The sequence below is a fragment of the Burkholderia lata genome (assembly GCF_902499335.1).
Classification (GTDB): domain Bacteria; phylum Pseudomonadota; class Gammaproteobacteria; order Burkholderiales; family Burkholderiaceae; genus Burkholderia; species Burkholderia lata_B.
In genome coordinates, this window is the sequence record NZ_CABVQK010000009.1 from 257,620 (window position 1) to 278,405 (window position 20,786).

Consider the following 20,786-nt stretch of genomic DNA (forward strand, 5'->3'; position numbering starts at 1 on the left):
AACCCGCTCCTTGAGGTTGCTTTCATCTTCACAACGGGCGGGGGCGAGCTAATCGGCGTATTAGGGATTGCCCCGAGGCGCTATGATACCGGCCTGACATCAGCGCCCGCCGTTATGAACCGCAGCGAAACGGTTAGCCGGGCAGGCTGGGGTGCCTTGTTTTCGCCATTCGCAAGTCGAACAAGGCGTTGACTGAAAAGAACGATATTCGGCCAGTAATCGATGATTGAAAACCAGCAGGAATCAGTTTCTCTGCGGCGCGCGTGCGCGTCGCTGGCCATGGCGGCGTTGCTAGCGGGGTGCGCATCGCAACCGGACGCAATCCAGCGGAAAACCGGCTGGATGCGCGCGGAAGTCGCCGACTCCTATGTCTATGCGTATCCGCTCGTGCTGATGGACGTCGCGAAGGAAGCGGCGACGGGCGGTGACGGCGCGCAACCGGGGCAAGCGCCGCTCAACACGCTGCGCCACGCGCAGGCGCTGCCGCCCGTCGGCGCGGTCAATCCGCCGCTGCCGGGCGTCGACACACTCGACTCGACCGGCTGGCTCGACGTCGCCGCCGAACCCGTGATCGTCACGCTGCCCGACGCGCGCGGCCGCTACTGGGATGTCCGTGCGCTCGACATGTGGACGAACGTGCTGTGGTCGTCGTCGAGCGCGCCGATACGCGGTGCCCGTGGCGGTGCGCGATCGCAAACGATTGCCTTCGCCGCGAAGGACTGGCAGGGCACGCTGCCGAAGGGCGCGGTCCGGATCGACGTCCCGTCGGCCAACGCGTGGCTCGAAGTCCGGCTGCAGACGAGCGGCGGGCGCGACCTGACGAACGTGAAGAAACTGCAGCGCGCGATCCGCGTGGTGCCGCTCTCCGTATACACAGGCGCCGCGCGCGGCGCGTCGGTCGCGGTCCATGCCGGCAGCGCGCCGTCCGAAGCGGTGGGCGGCGGCACGCCGGCCGAGCAGGTGGCGGCACTCGACCCGAAGGCGTTCTTCGCGCGCTTCGCACAGGCGCTGCAGGACAACCCGGCACCGGCCGACGACGCGCACGCGCAGTCGCTGCTCGGCGACATCGGCGTATCGGCCGGCTACCCGGTGCTGTGGACGGGCGACCGCCTCGCTGCCGCGACGGCCGGCGTTGCCGAGGCCCGTGCACGGCTCTCGACCCCGCCGTCGAACCTGCTGAATGCGAACGGCTGGAGCTGGATCGGCGATACGGCCGGCAAGTACGGTCAGGACTACACGCTGCGCGCGTACGCGGCCTACACGCAGTTCGGCACCGCGACGCGCGACGACGAAACGCTCGCGGTTGCCCGCGTCGACAGCGACGGTCATTCGCTGAACGGTGCGAACCGCTACGTGCTGCATTTCGCGCCGGGTGCGCTGCCGCCGGCACGCGCGTTCTGGACGCTGACGCCCTATACGACGAACGGCGCGCTGCCCGACGTCGGACCGGCGCGCCGCTCGCTCGGCGATCGCGACCGCCTGCGCCGCAACCACGACGGCTCGATCGACATCGTCGTGTCGGCGTCGCCGGGCGGCACGCAAGCGGCCAACTGGCTGCCGGCGCCGCGCGCCGATTTCGCCCTCGCATTGCGCCTGTACGCGCCGAAGCCGCAGGCGAGCGACGGCACGTGGATGCCGCCCGTCATCGTCCGGAAATGAACGGATGACCGGCGGCGTTGTCCGACCGGCGGGCGCGACGGCGCCCGAACCCCGTACCGTCACCTCCTGAGCCTATACTTTCGGGATAGCGTGCGCGGCCGCCCGGTTGTCCGGTGCGGCCCGGCACCCCATCCCGAGGCATTCAAGCATGGCAAGCGCAGACAAAGAAACCGTATCCTCGACCCTCCATGCCCTCGGTGGCGTTGCACGCTCGCGCCGGACCCGGCGCATCGGCATCGGCCTGCTGATCTTCATCGTTTTATTCGGACTGCTCGGATTCTTCGCGGCGCCGCCGCTGATCCGCCATATCGCCGAACAGCAGTTGAGCAAGCAGCTCGACCGGCCCGCCACGATCCAGCGCATCGCGCTGAACCCGTACACGCTGAACCTCGAAGCCGACGGCATCCATCTCGGCGACAAGGGCGGGCAGGGCGACTTCGTCGACATCGCGAAGCTCGTCGTGCGGCCGTCGTGGTCGTCGCTGTTCCGCGGCGCGCCGATCGTCAATGAAATCCGCCTCGACTCGCCGCGCTTTCATATCGTCCGCTACGACGCGCAGCGCTTCAACTTCACCGACCTGATCGAGAAGTTCTCGACGCCGTCGCCCAAGCCCGAAAGCAAGCCGACGCAGTTCTCGGTGTCGAACATCCAGGTCAACAACGGCCGGATCGACTTCGACGACCGTCTGCTGAACGAAAAGCACGTCGTCGACAACTGGACGCTCGGCATTCCGTACATCGCGACGCTGGCATCGAAGACCGACATCTTCGTCGAGCCGAAGCTGCGCGCGCGCTTCGACGGCAGCCCGATCGCGATCGACGGCAAGACCAAGCCGTTCGCGCAGTCGCGCGAATCGGAGATCGCGCTGAAATTCGACGGCCTCGACGTGCCGAAGCTGATCTCGTACGTGCCGGCGAAGCTGCCGGTGGCCGTGACGAGCGGCCTCTTGAGCAGCGACCTCAAGGTCAATTTCGTGATGAGCGGCGAGACGCCCGCGCTGCGCGTATCGGGCACCGTCGACCTGAACGACGCGAAGGTGACGGACCATGCGTCCGCGCCGCTGTTCGCCGCGCGCGGCGTGCACGTCGCGGCGGCCAGCCTCGAGCCGCTGCGCAACGCGATGCATTTCGACGAGATCCGGATCGACCAGCCGGTGGTCGACCTGTCGCGCGACAAGCAGGGCGTGCTGAACGTCGAGAAGCTCGCCACCGCGCCGACGGCCGCCCAGGGCAAGCCGGCGGCGTCGGGCGCCGCTGCCGCCTCCGCCGCTGCCGAAGCCGTCGCCAGCGGCGCAAAGGTCGAAGCCGGCGCGAAGGAGGCGCCGCCGCTCGACCTGACGATCCGTCATTTCGCGATCGACGGCGGTACGGTCAACGTCGACGACCGCGTGCCGGCAACGCCGACCGCGCTGTCGCTCACGAAGCTCGCCGCGACGCTCGACGGCTTCTCGATGCAGGGCAAGACCCCCGCGAAATACACGCTGTCGACGTCGCTGTCGCGCGGCGGCGACGTGACGGCCGAAGGCACGTTCAATCTCGCGGAGAAGCAGGCCGACAGCAAGCTGACGGTCGCCGCGCTCGCGCTGCCGGCGCTGCAGCCGTACCTCGGCGAAGCCACGCGTGCACGCGTGCTCGACGGCACGCTCGGCGCGACCGTCAACGCGAAGGCCGACTGGGGCAAGACGCCGCTCGACGCGCAGGTCGCCGACAGCACGATCAGCCTGAAGTCGCTGAAGATCGCAACGCCCGACGCGAAGGCGCCCGCGATCGTGCTGCCGGACGCGAGCGCGAAGATCGCGAAGGTCGACGTGGCCACGCGCACCGCGGAGATCGCGAGCGTCGACGCCAGCGGGCTCGCGCTCGACGTGCAGCGCCTGAAGGACGGCAAGATCGACCTGGCGGCGCTGGCCGAGCCCGCGCAGGCGTCGGTGCCGAAGCGCACGGTCGCGCGCAAGGCCGAGGCCGCCGCGCCGTCGTGGCATTACCGCATCGACGCGCTGAACGTGAAGGATTCGTCCGCGAACTTCACCGACCTGTCGACGCCGCGCCCGGTGAAGCTGGCGATCAAGCCGCTGGACCTGTCGGTGCAGAAGATCAGCGACGACATGACGAAGCCGCTGCCGGTGCAGCTGAAGGCGACGCTGAACCGCAAGGGCTCGCTGAACGTGACCGGCGACGTGACCGCGCAGCCGCTGAAGCTCGGCCTGAAGATCAACGGCAACCGCCTCGATGCGGCCGCGTTCGAGCCGTACTTCGGCAGCGCGCTGAACGCGACGATCGCGAGTGCGCTGCTCAACGCGCAGGGCAACCTGACGTTCGCGCAGGTGAAGGACGCGCCGCGCGCGACCTATCGCGGCGACGTCGCGCTCGTCGACGTGCGGATGCTCGACAAGGCGACCTCCGACCCGTTCGCGGGCTGGCGCTCGCTCGCACTGTCGAACCTGAAGGTGAACTACGACGAGAAGGGCACCGACGTCGACGCCGCGCGCGTGACGTTCTCGAACTTCTACGGCCGCGTGCTGCTCGACGCGCAGGGGCGCCTGAACCTGAAGGACGTGGTCGCGAAGCAAACGGGCCCCGCGCAGTCGCTCACGCGTGACGCGAGCAAGGGCGAGCCGGTGCCGCTGTCGCCGCAGGCCGCCTCGGCGCCGGCCGCCGTGCAGCAGGCATCCGCGCCGGCCGCCGCGTCGGCGACGGTGGTCGTGAAGGCCGCGACACCGCCGCAGAACCCGGTGCGGATGCATTTCGGCGAGCTGCTGCTGCAGAACGGCCGTGTCACGTACACCGACAACTTCATCAAGCCGAACTACACGGCGAACCTCGTCGCGATCAAGGGCACGGTCGGCGCGTTCGGCACGGATTCGACGACGTCCGCGCCGGTCGACGTCGCCGCGAACCTCGCGGGCAACGGGCCGATCTCCATCAAGGGTTCGGTGAACCCCCTGATCGAGAAACCGGCGCTCGACCTCACCGCGACCGCGCACGACATCGAGCTGACCAACCTGACGCCGTATTCCGCGAAGTACGCGGGCTACCCGATCACGAAGGGCAAGCTCAACGTCGATCTGCATTACGCACTCGAGAACGACCAGCTGAAGGCGAACAACCACATCTTCATCGACCAGCTCACGTTCGGCGACCGTGTGGAGAACGACACGGCGACCAAGCTGCCGGTGAAGCTCGCGATCTCGCTGCTGAAGAACACGCGCGGCCAGATCGACGTGAACCTGCCGGTGTCGGGCTCGCTGTCGAATCCGGAGTTCAGTGTCGGCGGGCTGATCTGGCGCGCGGTGCTGAACCTGATCGCGAAGGCCGTCACGTCGCCGTTCTCGCTGCTCGCGCATGCGTTCGGCAGCGGCGGCGAGGATCTCGGCTACGTCGAATTCGCGCCGGGCTCGTACCAGCTCGACGACGCACAGCAGAAGAAGCTCGACACCGTCGTGAAGATGCTGACCGAGAAGCCGTCGATCCGCCTCGACCTGATCGGCCGCGTCGATCCGGCGAAGGACACGTCGGGGCTCGGCGACGCATACGTCGAGCGGCTCGTGCGCCAGCAGAAGCTGAAGGACGTGGTCGGGCAGGGCGAGAGCATCGACCCGATGTCGGTGAAGGTCGAGCCGGCCGAGTACAGCAAGTACCTGGCGCGCGCGTACAAGGCCGCCGACTTCAAGAAGCCGCGCAACCTGATCGGCCTGCAGAAGACGCTACCCGACGCCGACATGAAGAAGGCGCTCGCCGACCATGCGCCGGCCGACGACAACGCGCTGCGTGCGCTCGCGCAGCAGCGCGCGCAAGCCGTGCGCCAGTACCTCGACGGGAAGATCGATTCGAGCCGCGTGTTCGTCGTTGCGCCGAAGCTCGACGCGAAGGGCATCGAGGACAAGGGCGCGACCACCCGCGTCGACTTCGGCCTGCAGTAAGCAGGCCATCCGCCGCCGCTGCGTCCGTTCATCCGTTCGGGCGCGGCGGCGTGCTTCCTTCAGCGCGCGGCGATCGCCGGTTCCTCGCGCTTGCCCAGTTCCTTCTTCGCGGCCAGCGGCAGACGCGCGTCGTCCCACTGCGCCAGCCATTCGACTTCCTTCGCCGTGAACACCTGTCCGTAGTTGCGCAACGCGTACTGCAACGCGTCGACGACGTGGTGGCGAATGATTTCGGGGGTGCGTGCATCGTCCAGCACGAACCGGAGGGCTTCCAGGGTCGACATACTCGTGCTCCGGGTCAGGGAAAACCCTTTATCACACGCCAATAGTCATACGCCAAGCCGGAAAAAAAATCGCGGCCGGCGGTGCCGCATGCGCGTTCTGACCGATGCACCGGCGCGGTGCCGGCAGGTGTGCGCGGATCTCGCAATGTGCGCCAGGTCACCTTGCTTTGCGACTGCATCGTGTCACTTGCGATTGGTTACGTTTGACAGAAAACAGAAAGCCCCGCTTCACGCGAGCGACCCACGGCGCGCCCATATTCTTGCGCGGCTGATGGCAAGTCACGCAGTTCAACGTCAATCGATGAGGTGGGGTGATCATGTCTTTCCTTGGTAAGCAGCGGAAGTTGGTGGCGATGGTGGCGGGCGCGCTGGCGCTCGCCGGCGCGGGTGCGCACGCGGCGCAGCAGGACGGCAACAATCAGGGCGAGGACCGCGGCCACGCGAGCCGCGTCGTGAAGCACGTACTGCTGATCAGCGTCGACGGCCTGCACGAGCAGGATCTCGCGCGCTGCATCGGCGCGAACACGTGTCCGAACATCGCGGTGCTCGCGAAGAGCGGCGTGACGTACACGAATGCCTATACGCCTGGCCTGTCGGATTCGTTCCCGGGTCTCGCCGCGCTCGTGACGGGCGGTTCGCCGAAGACGGCCGGCTTGTTCTACGACGTGTCGTACGACCGCAACCTGTACGCGCCGGGCGACACGAGCTGCTCGGGCAAGCAAGGCTGGAACGTCGTGTTCGACGAGACGACCGGCATCGACGCCCAGAACGGCGGCGCGCTCGTCCACCTGAACGGCGGCGGCGCGTTCAACCCGCAGGCGATCCCGAACGCGAAGGTCAACGGCAAGTGCGTGCCGGTCTATCCGCACAACTACGTGAAGACCAACACGGTGTTCGAGGCCGTGAAGGCGGGTATCCCGAACGCGACCACCGCGTGGGCCGACAAGCACGCGTGGGGCTACGACTGGCTGAACGGGCCGTCGGGCACCGGCGTCGACGATCTGATGCGCACCGAGATCAACTCGATCGACCCGGCGACGCAGACGGACTACACGGACGTCTATTCGCATACCGCGCAGTTCGACAACCTGCACGTGCAGGCGCTGATCAACCAGATCAACGGCCGTGATTCGACCGGCACGAAGAGCGCGCTGGTACCGACGCTGTTCGGCGCCGACTTCCAGACGCTGAGCGTCGCGCAGAAGGCGGTGGTGACGAAGGGCGGCGGTTACCTGGATGCGAACTTCACGCCGAACGGGCAGGTCGCGAACGCGATCACGTACGTCGACAACTCGATCGGCCATATCGTCGCGGCGCTGAAGCAGGCGAACCTGTATTCGTCGACGGCCGTGATCGTCACGTCGAAGCATGGCCAGTCGCCGACCGATCACACGAAGCTCGTGAAGAACGGCGACACGCTGACGAAGCTGCTCGAAGCGAACAACTATCTCGACCCGAACGGCAACTTCGGCCAGGCCAACACGAAGACGGGCAACCTGAACGACGGCTCGGGCCTTGTCGACACCGGCTTCGTGCAGACCGACGACGTCGGCCTGATCTGGCTGCGCGACCGCAACCAGCGCACGGCCGTGGTGCAGACGCTGAAGGCGAACCTGGGCTGCAACGCGCCGGGGATCTGCGCGGACGGTTCGCAGGCCTACATCCTGTACGGCGCGGCGCTGGCCGAGCGCTTCGGCGATCCGGCCAACGGTCGTACGCCGGACATCATCGTCCAGCCGAATCCGGGTGTGATCTATACGTCGAGCACGAAGAAGGACGAGGAGCACGGCGGCAACGCGCCGGACGACAGCCACCTCGGCCTGCTCGTGTCGTATCCGGGCATCCATCGCGCACGCACCGTGACCGACGTCGTCGGCACGAAGCAGGTCGCGCCGACGATCCTCGGGCTGCTCGGTGCGAACCCGCGCCTGCTGCATGCGGTCGTGGCCGAGAACACGCGCGTGCTGCCGGCCCTCGGTATCGACCACTGACGACGCCTGCCGGACGCCGCCGCCAGGCGGTGTCCGGAGCGGGGCGCGCGGCGGCGCGCGTCCCGCCGCATGACGAATGCGGGCCGGCTTACGCCGGCCCGCATTCGTCCAGCATCCATTCCCTGAAGTGCCGCAACGCTTCGCTCGTGTCGAGGCGCTCCGGCGCGTAGCACAGGTAGTGCCCCTGCGCGTCGACCTCGACGGGCGCGTCGAACGGTTCGACGAGCGTGCCGGCCGCGAGATTGTCCGCGATCAGGAAGCGCGGCACGAGCGCGAGCCCGAGCCCCGCCTGCGCGGCCTGGATCAGCACCGAATACTGTTCGAAGCGCGGCCCGGCCAGCGCGTTCATCTGCGTGGCGCGATGGCGTTCCGCCCACGCGGACCACGCGATCTCCGCCTGCTCGTGCACGAGGCGCGGCGCCGTGACGGCGTCGGCGGGTGTGCGCAACGCGTGCCGCTCGCCGAATTCGCGTGCACAGACCGGCACGAAGGTCCGGCCGTCCAGGTAATCGCTTCGCACCCCTTCCCAGGCGCCGTCGCCGTAGCGGATCGCCGCGTCGAGCCCGAACGGAAAGATGTCGCCGTGCGCGAGATGGCGGCGAAAGCTCAGCGTGACGCTCGGCGCGACGGCCAGAAAGCGCGAGAGCCGCGGCACGAGCCACTTGGTCGTGAACGTCGGCACGCTGGCGATCGTCAGCAGGTCGCTGTTCTCGCGCGCGCTCAGCAGTTCGATCGACGCGTTGCCGATCTCGCGCAGCGGGCCCGCGACGCGTGCGTGGTACACCTGCCCGGCGCGCGTGAGCACGAGGCTGCGCCCCTCGCGCACGAACAGCTTCACGCCGAACAGCGCCTCGAGATTCGCGATCTGCCGGCTGACCGCGCTGGGCGTCAGGCCCAGTTCGCGGGCCGCGTAGGAGAAGTTCAGGTACTTCGCAGAACAGGTGAATGCGTGCAGTTCCGAGACGTTCGGATACAGGTGCTTCATCGCGACTATTCCTTCGGCGCACAGATCGATGCGGGCTTTGTACGTTTTTTTCATGACGATGCCATGTCGGATCCGCACACTTCGGCCATCCAGAAAACGCGTGACAGCCCCGCCCGGCGGGCGTTGCGCGGTGTCTTCGTCTCTTGTCCGCGAGTGTTTCCATGCCTGCGTCTACCGCCCCGGCACTGGCCGATGGTGTTCCGATTTCGCGTAACAGGCCCGTGCGTCCGAGTGCCGGACGCCTGTTGCTGCACGCGCTCGTCGCGGTGTTCGGGCTCTACCTGCTGCTGCCGATCGCGCTGCTGCTGATCGGCTCGGTGGGCCAGTCGTGGACGAACACGCTGCTGCCGACCGGCTTCACCGGGCACTGGTTCGCCGATCTGGCCGGCAATCGCAGCTTTACGCGCGCATTCGGCGTGAGCCTGACGGTGGCGCTGGCGTGCTGCACGCTCAACGCGCTGATCGGCCTGCCGCTTGCCTATGCGCTGCATCACCGCGCGCAGGCCGGGCGCGGCATGGCGACGCGCATCGTGATGCTGATGCCGGTGGCCGTGCCCGCGCTGACGCTCGGCTTCGGCTACATCGCGATCTTCAGCGGCGACACGCTGCCATGGCTCGGCACGCTGCCGCTGATGATCGCGGCCCACGCGGTGCTGACGCTGCCGTACCTGCTGCAGACGCTGCTCAGCGATCTGCGCCACCTCGGGCTCGCGCGCCTTGAGGCCTGCGCGGCGACTCTCGGTGCGACGCCGTTGCGCCAGTTCTTCACGATCGTGCTGCCGAACCTGCGGCACAGCCTGTTTTCCGGGCTCGTGATGGTGGCCGCGCTGTCGATCGGCGAATTCCAGATCTCGAACCTGATCGCCGGCTTTCGCTACCGCAATTATCCGATCGTGCTGCTGCAGGCGTTCTACGGCGCGTCGGGGATGGCATGCGCGGCCACCGTCGTGCTGCTCGTCCTCGCCGTGCTCGCGACGCTCGTGTCGGTCGGCACCGTGCAACGTATGAAGTGAGTCCGTCATGAGTCTCGAGTTCGAACACGTCAGTTTCCAGTATCCCGGCGCGCGGCACGGCGTCGACGACGTCACGCTGTCCGCCGCGCAAGGCGAACTGCTCGCGGTGATGGGGCGCAGCGGGTCCGGCAAGTCCACGCTGCTGCGGCTCGCGGCCGGCCTGCTCGAGGGCGGCAGCGGCCGCATCGCGATCGGCGGCGCCGACATGGCGGGTGTGCCCGTGTGGCGGCGCGAAGTGGGCATGGTGTTCCAGCACTACGCGCTGTTCCCGAACCTGTCGGTGGCCGACAACGTCGCGTACGGGCTGAGGATGCGCGGCGTCGCGGCGGACGCGCGGCGGCGGCGCGCGCGTGAAATGCTTGAGCGCGTCGGCCTCGCGGCGCATGCGGAGCGTGGCATTGCGATGCTGTCCGGCGGACAGCAGCAGCGCGTCGCGCTGGCGCGTGCGCTCGTGATCGAACCGAAGCTGCTGCTGCTCGACGAGCCGCTGGCGGCGCTCGACGCCGGCATCCGCCATCAGCTGCGCGACGAAATTCGCGCGTTGCAGCGTGCGTGCGGCGCGACGACGCTGCTCGTCACGCACGACCAGGACGAGGCGCTGAGCATGGCTGACCGCGTCGCAATCGTCGACGGCGGGCGGGTGCTGCAGGTGGGCACGCCGCGCGACCTGTACGAGCGGCCCGCGTCCTCGCAGGTCGCGCGCTTCGTCGGGCATTCGACGTTGCTGCGCGGCCGCGTGATCGCACACGACACGGTCGACGTGCGTTTCGCGACGCTGCGCGCCGAGACCGGCCCGCACCAGCCGGGCGCCGAGATCGAGGTGCTGGTGCGGCCCGAGCACGTGGAGGCCGATCCGCTGGAGCACGGCGTGAACCGCATCGACGGCTGTCCGGGCGAAGTGCGCTACTTCGGCGCGACGCAACGCTACGACTTCATTCCCGCCGGCTCGGCCGACCCGCTGCTGTGCGAAGGCCGCGTGCCGGCCACACGACGCATCGCGATCGAACCGCGCCATCTGCTCGTGCTGCCGGCCGCGCCGGCCGTGCAATGACCCCTTTCATTCAACGGAGATCCCCGATGCTTGCAGGCCACCCTCTTGTGAAGACCATGCGCGCCGGCGTGCTGGCGCTGTGCGCGTTCGCGGCGCTGGCTGCCGCGCCGGCGCATGCTGCACCGCTGTATCCGGGCGAGGACGCGCTGTACGCGAAGGCCGCCGACGAAGGGCTCGTCGTGTCGTTCGACACGGGCCCCGAATGGGCGAACTGGAAGGCGCTCTTCGCCGAGTTCCGCAAGCGCTATCCGAAGGTCGAGATCACCTACAACGACATCGGCTCGGCCGCGACCGTCGTCGCGCTCGACAAGTCGCGCCGCCGTCCGCAGGCCGATACCGCGTACTACTTCGCCGCGTCGGCGCTCGATGCGGAAAACAAGGATGTCGTCGCGCCGTTCAAGCCGGTCAACTTCGACAAGCTGCCGAACGTGTTTCGCTCGGCGGACGGCCGCTGGTTCGCGGTGCACTCGCTGAACATCGCATTTCTCGTCAACCGCAAGCTCGTGAAGAACGTGCCGCAGCGCTGGTCCGACCTGCTGAAGCCGGAGTATCGCAACGCGGTCGTCTATCTCGACCCGCGTTCGACCGGGCAAGGGCAGGTCGCCGTGTTCGCGGCCGCGTATGCGAATGGCGGCAGCGTCGAGAACCCGAAGCCCGGCGCTGAATTCTTCGGCAAGCTGAAAAGCGCGGGCAACGTGCTGCGCGTCGAGGGCACGACGCCGTATGCGAAGTTCGTGAAGGGCGAGATCCCGATCCTGATCGGCTATGAGAACGACGGCCTGAAGGCGAAGTACGTCGACGGCATGGGCGATGCGGCCGACGTCGTGATTCCGCAGGACGGCAGCGTCTCGGCGCCGTATGCGATGAGCCTCGTGAAGAACGGTCCGAACCCGTCCGCCGCGCAGCTGTGGCTGAACCTGGTGATGAGCGACGTCGGGCAGGCGCTGTTCGCGCAGGGCTTCGTGCGGCCGGCCGTGCCCGGCACGCCGGTCGCGCCGGACGTCGCGGCGAAGCTGCCGAAGGCGCCGCAGGTGCGTCCGCTCGACGTGGTGAAGGCAGCCACGCGCAAGGCCGAGGTCGACCAGCTCTGGTCGCAGGCAACGCTCGGCAACTAAGGGGCGCGCGATGCAAACCACCCTGGCGGAACGCGGCGTGTTGCGCCGCTTCGGCGCGGTGCCGGCGGCGGTATTGCTGGCGGTGTGCTTCGCGCTGCCGCTCGCCGCGCTCGTCGGCTCGGCCTTCACGGACGGCGGCCGCGCGTTCGGCGCGGTGCTGCGCGATCCGCTTGTCGCCGATGCGATCGCACGTTCGCTGGCGCTCGCGGTGGGCGCCGGCACGCTGTCGGTCGGCGTCGGCGTGCCGGTTGCATTCGCGCTGGCGGGGCAGTCGCCTGCCCGCCGCCACTGGACGCTCGCGCTGCTCGGCGTGCCGCTCGCGTTCTCCGGGCTGGTGATTGCCTACGGCTTCATCCTCGCGTTCGGCCGTGCCGGCTTCGTCACCACGCTGGCGGCGTCGCTGGGTGCGGACCCGAACGTGCTCGGCGGCGCGATCTACACGATGCCGGGGCTGGCGGTCGCGTATGCGTATTACCTGATTCCGCGGGTCGCGCTGATGATCTACCCGGCGCTCACGAACCTCGACCGGCGGCCGCTCGAGGCGGCTCTGACGCTCGGCGCGCGGCCGTGGCGCGCGTGGCTCGACGTCGCGTGGCGCGAACTGTGGCCGTCGGTCGCGTCCGCGTGGTGCCTCGTCACGGCGATCGCGCTCGGCACCTACGGCACGGCGCTCGCGCTGGCCGGCACGCAGATCAACATCCTGCCGCTGCTGATGTATCTGAAGCTGTCGGACGGGCAAACCGATTTCTCGCAGGCGGCCGTGCTGTCGATCGTGCTGACGGCGATCTGCACCTGTGTTCTTGCATTGGGGGAAGGCCTTGTACGGCAACGACGTCATGGATGAGTGGTCGGATGCGGCGTGTGACGCGCTGGCGCAACTCGCGCAGCGGCAGCGCGGCGCGCGGCGGCATTGCATGCCGGTCGGCGTGATCGGTCCGCGTGAGGCGACCGACGAGCAGATGCGGGTTGCGGAGCGAATCGCGCATGCGCTCGCGGCGGCGGGGGTCGCCATCGTCGGCGGCGGCAAGCAGGGCGTGATGGAGGCAGCCGCGCGCGGCGCGCGGGCGGCCGGCGGGTGCGCGATCGGGCTGCTGCCGGAAGACGACGCGACGCTCGCGAATCCCTATCTGAGCGTCGCGCTGCCGACGGGGCTCGGCATCACGCGCAACGCACTCGTCGCACGTGCGTCGCTGTGCCTGATCGCGGTCGGCGGCGGGCTCGGCACGCTGTCCGAGATCGCGCTCGGGTTGCAGTGGGGCAAGCCGGTGTTCGCGATTTGCGACGCGCCGCGCGTGGCGGGCGCCGAATGCTTCGACGAAGCGGATCCGCTCGTTGCGCGGGTCGCGCGGTGGCTGGCCGATTCGGCGTAGGGTGGTGGCCTGGGGTTACGGTTTCTCGCCCGGTGATCGTCTGTAGCGGACTTGAAATGGCGCGGGCAACTCGCCATATTGGCGATGCACGAACGTTCAATGACGCCTCGAGAGGATTCCAGATGCGCCTTCTGCTTGCCCTGCTGCTGCCGTGGTTCCAGTTCTTCACGATCGGCCGCCCGATCGCCGGGATCATCTGCCTGGTCCTGCAAATCACGATCATCGGCTGGCTGCCTGCCGCGATCTGGTCGGTGTATGCGCTGAGCCAGTACAAGACCGATCGGAAGATCGAGGCGGCGCTGCGCGAGCGGCGCTAAAGCAAGCAGCAACGGGGGGCGTCGCCCGCGCCGCGCGGGTTACTGCGGCGGCCTCCCCTCCAGCGCCTCCGCCCGCGCAAACAGCCAGTCGACGAACGTGCGCAGCGACGGATCGTCGTCGTCGCGATACAGGCAATGAAACGGCGGCCCTTCCAGGCGGACTTCCGGAAACAGCGCGACGAGCCGCCCGTGCTCGATGTCGTCGCGCACCACCGCGCGCGGGGCGAGGCACACGCCGAGCCCGCTCGCGGCAGCCTTGGTCATCAGGAAGAATTCGCGATAGAACGGCCCGCGCAGCGTCTCGGTAACGGCCGAGCCCGCCTGGTGGAACCAGTATTGCCACGCCTGCGGCAAGCCCGCGTAATGCAGCAGCGGCGCGTTGCGCAGGTCGGCCGGCGTTCGCGCCTGTTCGAGCACCGGGTGGCCGGGCGCGCACACCGGCACCGCGACGGCCGCGAGCAGCGGCCGAGACACGAACCCCTTGCGGCGCAGCTCCGGCGTATAGCGGCGGACCACGATGTCGCAGGTTTCGTCGAACTGGTCGTGCTCGGCGTCGGGCGTCGTGACGAGCTGCACGTCGATGTCCGGATGCTCGGCCTGGAACGCGGCCAGTTGCGTGAGCAACCATCCGTGTGAGAAAGACACCGATGCGTTGATCCGCACCGGATGGCCGCCGACAGGTTCGAACATCTGCCCCGTCGCCTGCGCGAGCCGGCCGAGGCAGCTTGCGACGTCGACGAGGTAATGCCGCGCGCGCGGCGTGAGCCGCAACGAGCGTCCGTCGCGCTCGAACAGCTTCTGCCCGAAGAACGATTCGAGCACGCGGATCTGCTGCGCGACCGCGCTCTGGGTCACGTTCAGCTCGTCGGCGGCGAGGGTGAGGCTCTGCAGGCGGCCGGCAGCTTCGAAGCTGCGCAGCGCGTTCAGGGGCGGCAATCGGCGCATCGTGAAATCGCGAAGAAAAGCTACACAGTGGGTCAAAAAATGTCGTTTGTGGCGGTTGGGGCGCCTCCCTATGATGGCGCCGACAGGAGAAAACCGCGATGACGATCATAGCGCCACCCGATTGCCGATCAACCGGAATTCGCCGCCGTCTTCGCGACCGGCGCACGGCGCGGCGCGCGATGCGCCGCGAGGCGGCGGTGCCGCCGGTGCGTGGCCGCGGCGCGCTGGCGCTCGCCTGTGCCGGGCTGCTCGCGGTGCTGACCGGGTGCGCGTCGAAGCCGGAAAACGAACGCCAGATCGGCAGCGGCGGATCGCTGGTGCGCTACAGCTCCAGCCAGACCGAAGTCGACCTGTCCGATAGCGAGCAGCAGACGCTGCGCATGATGACCGACCGCCGCTATGCGGGGGCGACGCAGGGGCGCGCACTCGACGCGGTGGCCGGCGTGCTGCGCGCGCAGGGTTATGCGCCGGTGACGGTCGATCGGGATTCGGGGCTGATCGAGGGCGGGCGCAGCGATACGCTGATTCCGAAGTGGCGGCAGCTGCTGCGCGGCGCGCTGAAGGCGCGCATCGGCGGCTTGCCCGCGAAACCGGATCACGAGCGGGTGGCCGCCGTCGTCACGGTTCGCGTGACGGCGGCGCGCGACGCGATCGTGCGTGCGCGATTCGACCGCACGGTATGGGACAGCAACGGCGACTCGCGGATGAAGACCATCGTCGAGCCCGATTACTACCAGACCTTCTTCGGCGCGATGGACAAGGCGATGTGCACGACGTCGTGCGAGCGGTGATCGGCACGCATGTGCCGGCGCCGGGGGCGCAACGGAGGAACGGGGATCGGAGGGCCGCTGCCGCCGGTCGGAGAATGGGCGCGGATGCCGGCGCGGCGCCCGGTGCATCCGGCCGAGGCTGAAGCCGTCGACGAGAAAATGGCTGCCCGGATCGTCGCTCGACCAGGCAGCCGCCTTGCCTACTTCACCGCAAACAGCGTCAGGTTCATGAAGATCTTGAACGCGTAGCCGAGCGAGACGGCGCCGATCACGCCGCCCGCCCACAGGACGACGAACCACATCCAGCCGCGCATCCGCGACCGTGGCGCCGCGGCGGGGCGCCCGGCGGAATCAGTGGTGGTAGTAATGCTGGTCTTCATGGCGCACCTTGCCTCGGAATACCCAGTAACCCATCGTCGTGTAGGCGATGATGATCGGGAGGATAACCGCTGCGCCGACCAGCGTGAAGGTCTGGCTGGAACGCGGCGCCGCGGCTTCCCAGATCGTCATCGTCTGAGGAATCGCATACGGGAACAGCGTGACGAGCAGGCCGACGTAGCCGAGCAGCACGAGCGCCAGCGCGAGCACGAATGGCGTCATGTCGTGGCGGTCGCGCACCGCGCGGCGCATCCACACCGCGCACCCTGCGACCAGGAACGGCACCGGCAGCAGGCGCCAGAACAGCCCCGAATCGAACCAGCGCTGCGCGATGGCCGGATCCTGCAGCGGCGTCCACAGGCTGACGACCGCGATGAAGCCGAGCAGCACGACCGTCAGCGGCCACACGACGCGATGGAGGCGGCGCTGCAGGTCGCCTTCCGTCTTCGCGACGAGCCAGCAGCAGCCGAGCAGCGCATAGGTCACGATCAGGCCGAGGCCGGTCAGCAGGCTGAACGGCGTGAGCCAGTCGAAGGCGTCGCCCGCGAACACGCCGTCCTTCACGTTGATGCCCTGCAGGAACGCGCCGAGCGCGATCCCCTGGAACAGCGTCGCGCCGGTCGAGCCGCCGATGAACGCGAGATCCCACAGCTGCTTCGTGCGCCGCGCCTTCGCGCGGATCTCGAACGACACGCCGCGGAAGATCAGGCACACCAGCATGAAGATCAGCGGCAGGTACAGCGCCGACAGCACGGTCGAGTAGACGATCGGGAACACCGCGAACAGCCCGGCGCCGCCGAGCACGAGCCAGGTTTCGTTGCCGTCCCACACGGGCGCGACCGTGTTCATCATCAGGTCGCGTTCCTTCTCGTCCGGGAAGAACGGGAAGACGATGCCGATGCCGAGGTCGAAGCCGTCGAGCACGACGTACATGAAGAGCCCCAATGCGATGATCGCGGCCCAGATTACGGTGACGTCCATAGGTTTTCTCGTATGCGGAAAGGGTGGGGCTCAGACGGTCTCGAGCGGCTCGTCGACGGCCGACATCGGGCGGCGCGCGGTGTGATCGGGGCGCGTGTCGGGGGTGTCGTCGTGCTTCACGTCGGGCAGCGCGGGGCCGGCCTTCATCAGCTTGAGCATGTAGTACACGCCGGTGCCGAACACGAGGAAGTACACGATCACGAACGTCATCATCGACAGGCTGACCTGCTGCACCGACAGCGGCGATACCGCATGCGCGGTGCGCATCACGCCATACACGACCCACGGCTGGCGGCCTGCTTCCGTCGTCACCCAGCCCGCGAGCAGCGACACGAAGCCGGTCGGGCCCATCACGAGCGCGAAGCGCTGGAACCACTTCGATTCATACAGGCGGCCGCGGCGGCGCAGGAACCATGCGAGCGCGGCGAGGCCGATCATCGCGAAGCCGAGGCCGACCATGATCCGGAAGCTCCAGAACACGACGGTCGAATTCGGGCGGTCTTCCGGCGCGAATTCCTTCAGGCCGCGGATCTCGCCGTCCCAGCTGTGCGTGAGGATCAGGCTGCCGAGGTGCGGCACCTTCACCGCGTAGCGGGTCGTTTCCGCCTTCATGTCCGGAATGCCGAACAGGTTGAGCGGCGTGCCGCCCTTCTCGGTTTCCCACAGCCCTTCGATCGCGGCGATCTTCGCGGGCTGGTGCTTCAGCGTGTTGATGCCGTGCTGGTCGCCGATCACGGCCTGCAGCGGCGCGAGCACGAGCAGCAGCCACAGCGCCATCGAGAACATCTTCTTCACGCCCTTGTCGCGGCGGCCCTTCAGCAAGTGCCACGCGCCGGTCGCGGCCACCACCAGCGCGGCGACGATGAACGCGGCGATCGCCATGTGGAACAGGCGGTACGGGAACGACGGGTTGAAGATGATCGCGAACCAGTCGGTCGGCACGACGCGGCCGTCGACGATCTCGAAGCCCTGCGGCGTCTGCATCCAGCTGTTCGACGCGAGGATCCAGAACGTCGAGATCAGCGTGCCGATCGCGACCATCAGCGTCGCGCCGAAGTGCGCGCGCGGGCTTACGCGGTTCCAGCCGAACAGCATGATGCCGAGGAAGCCGGCCTCGAGGAAGAACGCGGTCATGACCTCGTACATCAGCAGCGGCCCGGTGACGGCGCCCGCGAAGCTCGAGAAGCCCGACCAGTTCGTGCCGAACTGGTAGCTCATCACGACGCCGGAGACGACGCCCATCCCGAACGCGACCGCGAAGATCTTCGACCAGAACAGGCAGAGGGTTTTGTAGTACTGCTTGCCGGTTTTCAGCCAGCGATATTCGAGCACGGCGATGAAGCTGGCGAGGCCGATGCTCAGCGCCGGAAAGACGATGTGAAAGGAGACGGTGAACGCGAATTGCAGGCGGGCCAGATCGAGGGCCGAAAGAGCGGTGTCCATACCAGTTGACCGAGGCTGACGATACCCGCCGGCGGGTGCCGGCGGACCCCGGCGGACGGGCGTCGGGGTTGGCTGGAGTATGTGCCGCGATGTTGCACCGCGAAATGCGCCAACTCGTCGCAGATGTCCAGCCCGTCGCGCGCGATTCCGGGGTAAATCGTTGATTCGTATCAAGAAGGCTGCCTGCGGCGCGCGTAGCCGTGGCGTGGCGGTCTGACGCACGTGCGTCAATATGGCGCGTCGCGTCATCGGAACGGTTCGGTGCGGACGCAAATGTCGCGTGATACCGCTCGGCGCGGCGCCCGAACCGTTGCGGTGCGTTATCGCGTAATGCGCCCGGACGTACCGGCGGGCCGCGGCCGATGGGGTCTGTCACATTGGTAACGTCGCGCAACATTGGCGCGTGTGCCCGTAATGGATGACGGATCGCGTGCGGCGTAGCGTTCGGTATGTCGGGTTCGCATCGACGAACCGCCAGCCGGAGAACGTGACGTGAATGGATTGAAGCTCGCACTGGGCACGGTGGCCGCAGTGGCGATCGCGACGGGCGGCGTGGCGCATGCCGCCCGGGTCGGGGTCTATATCGGCCCCGGCTACCCGTATTACTACCCCGTCGTCCCTGCGCCTTACTACTACCCGCCGCCTGTCGTCGCAGTGCCCGTCGATCCGGGGCCGCCGCCCGAGTACGTCGAGAAGGGACAGCCGCAGGACGAAGGCGACGCGAACCTCTGGTATTACTGCGACGCGTCGAAGCATTACTACCCGTATGTGAAGACCTGCAAGTCGGGCTGGCGATCGGTGCCGGCGCGGCCGCAGTGACGGAGGCGCGACCATGAAATCCGTATTTCGATCTCTGCGCGTGCCGGCCGCGCTGGCGCTGGCCGGCCTGCTCGGCGCGTGCGCGTACATGCCGACCGGGCCGAGCGTGATGGCGCTGCCCGGCACCGGCAAGTCGTTCGACCAGTTCCGCGCCGACGATGCGAATTGCCGTCAGTACGCGTTCCAGCAATCGGGCGGCGTGAGCGCCGGCCAGGCATCGACTGCGAGCGCGGTCGGCAGCGCGGCCGTCGGCACCGCGCTGGGTGCGGCGGCAGGCGCGGCGTTCAACGGCGGTACGGGCGCGGCCGTGGGCGCCGGCGCGGGGCTGCTCGCGGGCAGCGTGGTGGGCGCCGGCGCGGCGCAAGGCTCGGCCTACGACATCCAGCGCCGCTACGACTACGGCTACCTGCAATGCATGTACGCGACCGGCAATCGCGTGCCGGTGCCGGGCGGGATGAGCGGCGGCGGTGGTGGTGGGTATGGCGGTGGTGGCGGATATGGCGGCGCACCGCGCGCGGCACCACCGATGCCGCCGGCGGGCGTTCAACCGCCGCCGCCGCGCTACTGACGGCAGGACGGTCGTTGCCGTGCAGCATGGCGCGCCAGTGCATCGTGCGCGCATCGACCGTCGGTTCACACGCGCTGCGTGAATTGCGTACACTCTGAGTCTCGTTTCGGCAGGGCCGGGCGCATCGGTTCCGGTCCGTGTTTACCCAGGACTCAGTGATGATCGATTTACGCAGCGATACCGTGACACGTCCGAGCCAGGCAATGCTGGCCGCGATGACTGCCGCCGAAACCGGCGACGACGTATGGGGTGACGACCCGACCGTGCTGCGCCTGCAGGCGGTGATGGCCGAGCGGGCCGGCAAGGAAGCCGGCCTGTTTTTCCCGAGCGGCACGCAGAGCAACCTGGCCGCGCTGATGGCCCATTGCGAACGCGGCGACGAATACATCGTCGGCCAGCTCGCGCACACCTACAAGTACGAAGGCGGCGGTGCGGCCGTGCTGGGCAGCATCCAGCCGCAGCCGATCGAGAACGCGCCGGACGGCACGCTGCCGCTCGCGAAGATCGCCGCGGCGATCAAGCCGATCGACAATCACTTCGCCCGCACGCGTCTGCTCGCGCTCGAAAACACGATCGGCGGCCAGGTCTTGCCGGAAGGCTACGTGCAGGAAGCCACCGCGTTCGCGCGCAGCCGCGGGTTGTCCCTGCACCTCGACGGCGCGCGCGTGTGCAACGCGGCCGTCGCGTCGGGCCGGTCGATCGCCGAGCTGTCCGCGCCGTTCGACACCGTGTCGATCTGCTTCTCGAAAGGGCTCGGCGCACCGGTCGGCTCGGTGCTGGTCGGCAACCGTGCGCTGATCGAGCGCGCGCAGCGCTGGCGCAAGGTGCTCGGCGGCGCGATGCGGCAGTCGGGCATTCTCGCGGCGGCCTGCCTGTACGCGCTCGACCACAACGTCGAGCGGCTTGCGGACGATCACGCGAATGCCGCACATCTCGCCGAAGGCCTTGCACGCATCGACGCCGTGAAGGTGCTGTCGCACGCGACGAACATGGTGTTCGCGCAATTCCCCGAAGCCGATTGCGCGCCGCTCGAGGCGTGGCTCAAGGAACGCGGGATCCTCACGCAGATGCTGTACGCGTCGCGCTTCGTCACGCACTGCGACGTGTCGCGCGCGGACATCGATACGTTTATCGACGCGGTCGGTGCGTATTTCGCGCAGCGCCGCGCGTAAGGTGGA

The 20,786-nt window shown here is 68.3% G+C and carries 19 protein-coding genes; 13 read left to right on the forward strand and 6 right to left on the reverse strand.

Annotated elements, in window-relative coordinates; translation table 11 throughout:
• Window positions 1-222 precede the first annotated feature (222 nt).
• Both BCO18175_RS23350 and BCO18175_RS23355 read left to right on the forward strand, forming a co-directional pair.
• Window positions 223-1,659, forward strand: coding sequence for a DUF1254 domain-containing protein (locus BCO18175_RS23350; protein ID WP_174984424.1), 1,437 nt, complete (start codon window positions 223-225; stop codon window positions 1,657-1,659).
• Between the two features lie 148 nt (window positions 1,660-1,807).
• Entirely contained in the window at window positions 1,808-5,578 is a 3,771-nt protein-coding gene (locus BCO18175_RS23355) for a DUF748 domain-containing protein (protein WP_174984427.1), read from the forward strand.
• A 59-nt stretch (window positions 5,579-5,637) separates the two neighbouring features.
• Here the strand turns inward: BCO18175_RS23355 and BCO18175_RS23360 are convergent, their stop codons facing one another.
• Window positions 5,638-5,862 carry a hypothetical protein gene (locus BCO18175_RS23360; RefSeq protein ID WP_027790361.1) on the reverse strand — a complete coding sequence of 75 codons (225 nt, stop codon included), beginning with the start codon at window positions 5,860-5,862 and terminating at the stop codon, window positions 5,638-5,640.
• 317 nt (window positions 5,863-6,179) lie between these two features.
• Here BCO18175_RS23360 and BCO18175_RS23365 point away from each other — a divergent pair, with 317 nt between their 5' ends.
• A complete protein-coding gene (locus BCO18175_RS23365; protein WP_438820507.1) occupies window positions 6,180-7,853 on the forward strand; it encodes an alkaline phosphatase family protein in 1,674 nt (557 codons plus the stop codon).
• An 88-nt stretch (window positions 7,854-7,941) separates the two neighbouring features.
• Here the strand turns inward: BCO18175_RS23365 and BCO18175_RS23370 are convergent, their stop codons facing one another.
• Complete coding sequence (locus BCO18175_RS23370; protein WP_174984433.1) at window positions 7,942-8,838, reverse strand: LysR substrate-binding domain-containing protein; 897 nt, start codon at window positions 8,836-8,838, stop codon at window positions 7,942-7,944.
• A gap of 161 nt (window positions 8,839-8,999) precedes the next feature.
• On the opposite strand from BCO18175_RS23370, the gene BCO18175_RS23375 reads away from it, so the two are divergent.
• From BCO18175_RS23375 to BCO18175_RS23400, 6 genes are all read left to right on the forward strand, one after another.
• Window positions 9,000-9,851 carry an ABC transporter permease gene (locus tag BCO18175_RS23375; RefSeq protein ID WP_174918046.1) on the forward strand — a complete coding sequence of 284 codons (852 nt, stop codon included), beginning with the start codon at window positions 9,000-9,002 and terminating at the stop codon, window positions 9,849-9,851.
• Between the two features lie 7 nt (window positions 9,852-9,858).
• Window positions 9,859-10,902: an ABC transporter ATP-binding protein gene (locus tag BCO18175_RS23380; RefSeq protein ID WP_174984436.1), complete on the forward strand. Its 1,044-nt coding sequence runs from the start codon at window positions 9,859-9,861 to the stop codon at window positions 10,900-10,902.
• 26 nt (window positions 10,903-10,928) lie between these two features.
• Entirely contained in the window at window positions 10,929-12,017 is a 1,089-nt protein-coding gene (locus BCO18175_RS23385; protein ID WP_174984438.1) for an extracellular solute-binding protein, read from the forward strand.
• A 10-nt stretch (window positions 12,018-12,027) separates the two neighbouring features.
• On the forward strand, window positions 12,028-12,861 hold the full coding sequence (locus tag BCO18175_RS23390; protein WP_174984440.1) for an ABC transporter permease: 834 nt from the start codon (window positions 12,028-12,030) through the stop codon (window positions 12,859-12,861).
• Window positions 12,854-13,387: a TIGR00725 family protein gene (locus tag BCO18175_RS23395; protein ID WP_174984442.1), complete on the forward strand. Its 534-nt coding sequence runs from the start codon at window positions 12,854-12,856 to the stop codon at window positions 13,385-13,387. Before BCO18175_RS23390 ends, BCO18175_RS23395 begins: the two co-directional genes overlap by 8 nt.
• 122 nt (window positions 13,388-13,509) lie before the next feature.
• The gene (locus BCO18175_RS23400) at window positions 13,510-13,704 is read left to right on the forward strand and encodes a YqaE/Pmp3 family membrane protein (RefSeq protein WP_174984443.1); all 195 of its coding nucleotides are present in this window, start codon (window positions 13,510-13,512) and stop codon (window positions 13,702-13,704) included.
• A 39-nt stretch (window positions 13,705-13,743) separates the two neighbouring features.
• Here BCO18175_RS23400 and BCO18175_RS23405 read toward each other — a convergent pair whose 3' ends face one another.
• Window positions 13,744-14,649: a LysR substrate-binding domain-containing protein gene (locus tag BCO18175_RS23405; protein ID WP_241020558.1), complete on the reverse strand. Its 906-nt coding sequence runs from the start codon at window positions 14,647-14,649 to the stop codon at window positions 13,744-13,746.
• A 179-nt stretch (window positions 14,650-14,828) separates the two neighbouring features.
• On the opposite strand from BCO18175_RS23405, the gene BCO18175_RS23410 reads away from it, so the two are divergent.
• Complete coding sequence (locus BCO18175_RS23410) at window positions 14,829-15,440, forward strand: hypothetical protein (protein WP_254599367.1); 612 nt, start codon at window positions 14,829-14,831, stop codon at window positions 15,438-15,440.
• A gap of 179 nt (window positions 15,441-15,619) precedes the next feature.
• On the opposite strand, the gene BCO18175_RS23415 is transcribed toward BCO18175_RS23410, so the two are convergent.
• The 3 genes from BCO18175_RS23415 to BCO18175_RS23425 are packed head-to-tail and all read right to left on the reverse strand — an operon-like array spanning window position 15,620 to window position 18,221.
• Window positions 15,620-15,799 carry a hypothetical protein gene (locus tag BCO18175_RS23415; protein ID WP_174984448.1) on the reverse strand — a complete coding sequence of 60 codons (180 nt, stop codon included), beginning with the start codon at window positions 15,797-15,799 and terminating at the stop codon, window positions 15,620-15,622.
• Complete coding sequence (gene cydB, locus BCO18175_RS23420) at window positions 15,771-16,778, reverse strand: cytochrome d ubiquinol oxidase subunit II (RefSeq protein ID WP_174918036.1); 1,008 nt, start codon at window positions 16,776-16,778, stop codon at window positions 15,771-15,773. The genes BCO18175_RS23415 and cydB overlap by 29 nt, the downstream gene beginning before the upstream one ends.
• A 30-nt stretch (window positions 16,779-16,808) precedes the next feature.
• Complete coding sequence (locus BCO18175_RS23425; protein ID WP_174984451.1) at window positions 16,809-18,221, reverse strand: cytochrome ubiquinol oxidase subunit I; 1,413 nt, start codon at window positions 18,219-18,221, stop codon at window positions 16,809-16,811.
• 492 nt (window positions 18,222-18,713) lie between these two features.
• Between BCO18175_RS23425 and BCO18175_RS23430 the strand changes: the two genes are divergently transcribed.
• From BCO18175_RS23430 to ltaE, 3 genes are all read left to right on the forward strand, one after another.
• Window positions 18,714-19,040, forward strand: coding sequence for a hypothetical protein (locus BCO18175_RS23430; RefSeq protein ID WP_174984454.1), 327 nt, complete (start codon window positions 18,714-18,716; stop codon window positions 19,038-19,040).
• A gap of 13 nt (window positions 19,041-19,053) precedes the next feature.
• Window positions 19,054-19,608 carry a YMGG-like glycine zipper-containing protein gene (locus tag BCO18175_RS23435; RefSeq protein WP_174984456.1) on the forward strand — a complete coding sequence of 185 codons (555 nt, stop codon included), beginning with the start codon at window positions 19,054-19,056 and terminating at the stop codon, window positions 19,606-19,608.
• A gap of 158 nt (window positions 19,609-19,766) precedes the next feature.
• Window positions 19,767-20,780, forward strand: a complete 1,014-nt coding sequence (gene ltaE / locus BCO18175_RS23440) for a low-specificity L-threonine aldolase (protein ID WP_174984458.1) — start codon at window positions 19,767-19,769, stop codon at window positions 20,778-20,780.
• Window positions 20,781-20,786 lie beyond the last annotated feature (6 nt).

Excerpts from the sequence above, each read along its gene's own strand:
- BCO18175_RS23350 (WP_174984424.1), top strand. The coding sequence starts at position 223 with ATGATTGAAAACCAGCAGGAATCAGTTTCTCTGCGGCGCGCGTGCGCG.
- BCO18175_RS23355 (WP_174984427.1), top strand. The coding sequence starts at position 1,808 with ATGGCAAGCGCAGACAAAGAAACCGTATCCTCGACCCTCCATGCCCTC.
- BCO18175_RS23360 (WP_027790361.1), bottom strand. The coding sequence starts at position 5,862 with ATGTCGACCCTGGAAGCCCTCCGGTTCGTGCTGGACGATGCACGCACC.
- BCO18175_RS23365 (WP_438820507.1), top strand. The coding sequence starts at position 6,180 with ATGTCTTTCCTTGGTAAGCAGCGGAAGTTGGTGGCGATGGTGGCGGGC.
- BCO18175_RS23370 (WP_174984433.1), bottom strand. The coding sequence starts at position 8,838 with ATGAAGCACCTGTATCCGAACGTCTCGGAACTGCACGCATTCACCTGT.
- BCO18175_RS23375 (WP_174918046.1), top strand. The coding sequence starts at position 9,000 with ATGCCTGCGTCTACCGCCCCGGCACTGGCCGATGGTGTTCCGATTTCG.
- BCO18175_RS23380 (WP_174984436.1), top strand. The coding sequence starts at position 9,859 with ATGAGTCTCGAGTTCGAACACGTCAGTTTCCAGTATCCCGGCGCGCGG.
- BCO18175_RS23385 (WP_174984438.1), top strand. The coding sequence starts at position 10,929 with ATGCTTGCAGGCCACCCTCTTGTGAAGACCATGCGCGCCGGCGTGCTG.
- BCO18175_RS23390 (WP_174984440.1), top strand. The coding sequence starts at position 12,028 with ATGCAAACCACCCTGGCGGAACGCGGCGTGTTGCGCCGCTTCGGCGCG.
- BCO18175_RS23395 (WP_174984442.1), top strand. The coding sequence starts at position 12,854 with ATGGATGAGTGGTCGGATGCGGCGTGTGACGCGCTGGCGCAACTCGCG.
- BCO18175_RS23400 (WP_174984443.1), top strand. The coding sequence starts at position 13,510 with ATGCGCCTTCTGCTTGCCCTGCTGCTGCCGTGGTTCCAGTTCTTCACG.
- BCO18175_RS23405 (WP_241020558.1), bottom strand. The coding sequence starts at position 14,649 with ATGCGCCGATTGCCGCCCCTGAACGCGCTGCGCAGCTTCGAAGCTGCC.
- BCO18175_RS23410 (WP_254599367.1), top strand. The coding sequence starts at position 14,829 with ATGCGCCGCGAGGCGGCGGTGCCGCCGGTGCGTGGCCGCGGCGCGCTG.
- BCO18175_RS23415 (WP_174984448.1), bottom strand. The coding sequence starts at position 15,799 with ATGAAGACCAGCATTACTACCACCACTGATTCCGCCGGGCGCCCCGCC.
- cydB (WP_174918036.1), bottom strand. The coding sequence starts at position 16,778 with ATGGACGTCACCGTAATCTGGGCCGCGATCATCGCATTGGGGCTCTTC.
- BCO18175_RS23425 (WP_174984451.1), bottom strand. The coding sequence starts at position 18,221 with ATGGACACCGCTCTTTCGGCCCTCGATCTGGCCCGCCTGCAATTCGCG.
- BCO18175_RS23435 (WP_174984456.1), top strand. The coding sequence starts at position 19,054 with ATGAAATCCGTATTTCGATCTCTGCGCGTGCCGGCCGCGCTGGCGCTG.
- ltaE (WP_174984458.1), top strand. The coding sequence starts at position 19,767 with ATGATCGATTTACGCAGCGATACCGTGACACGTCCGAGCCAGGCAATG.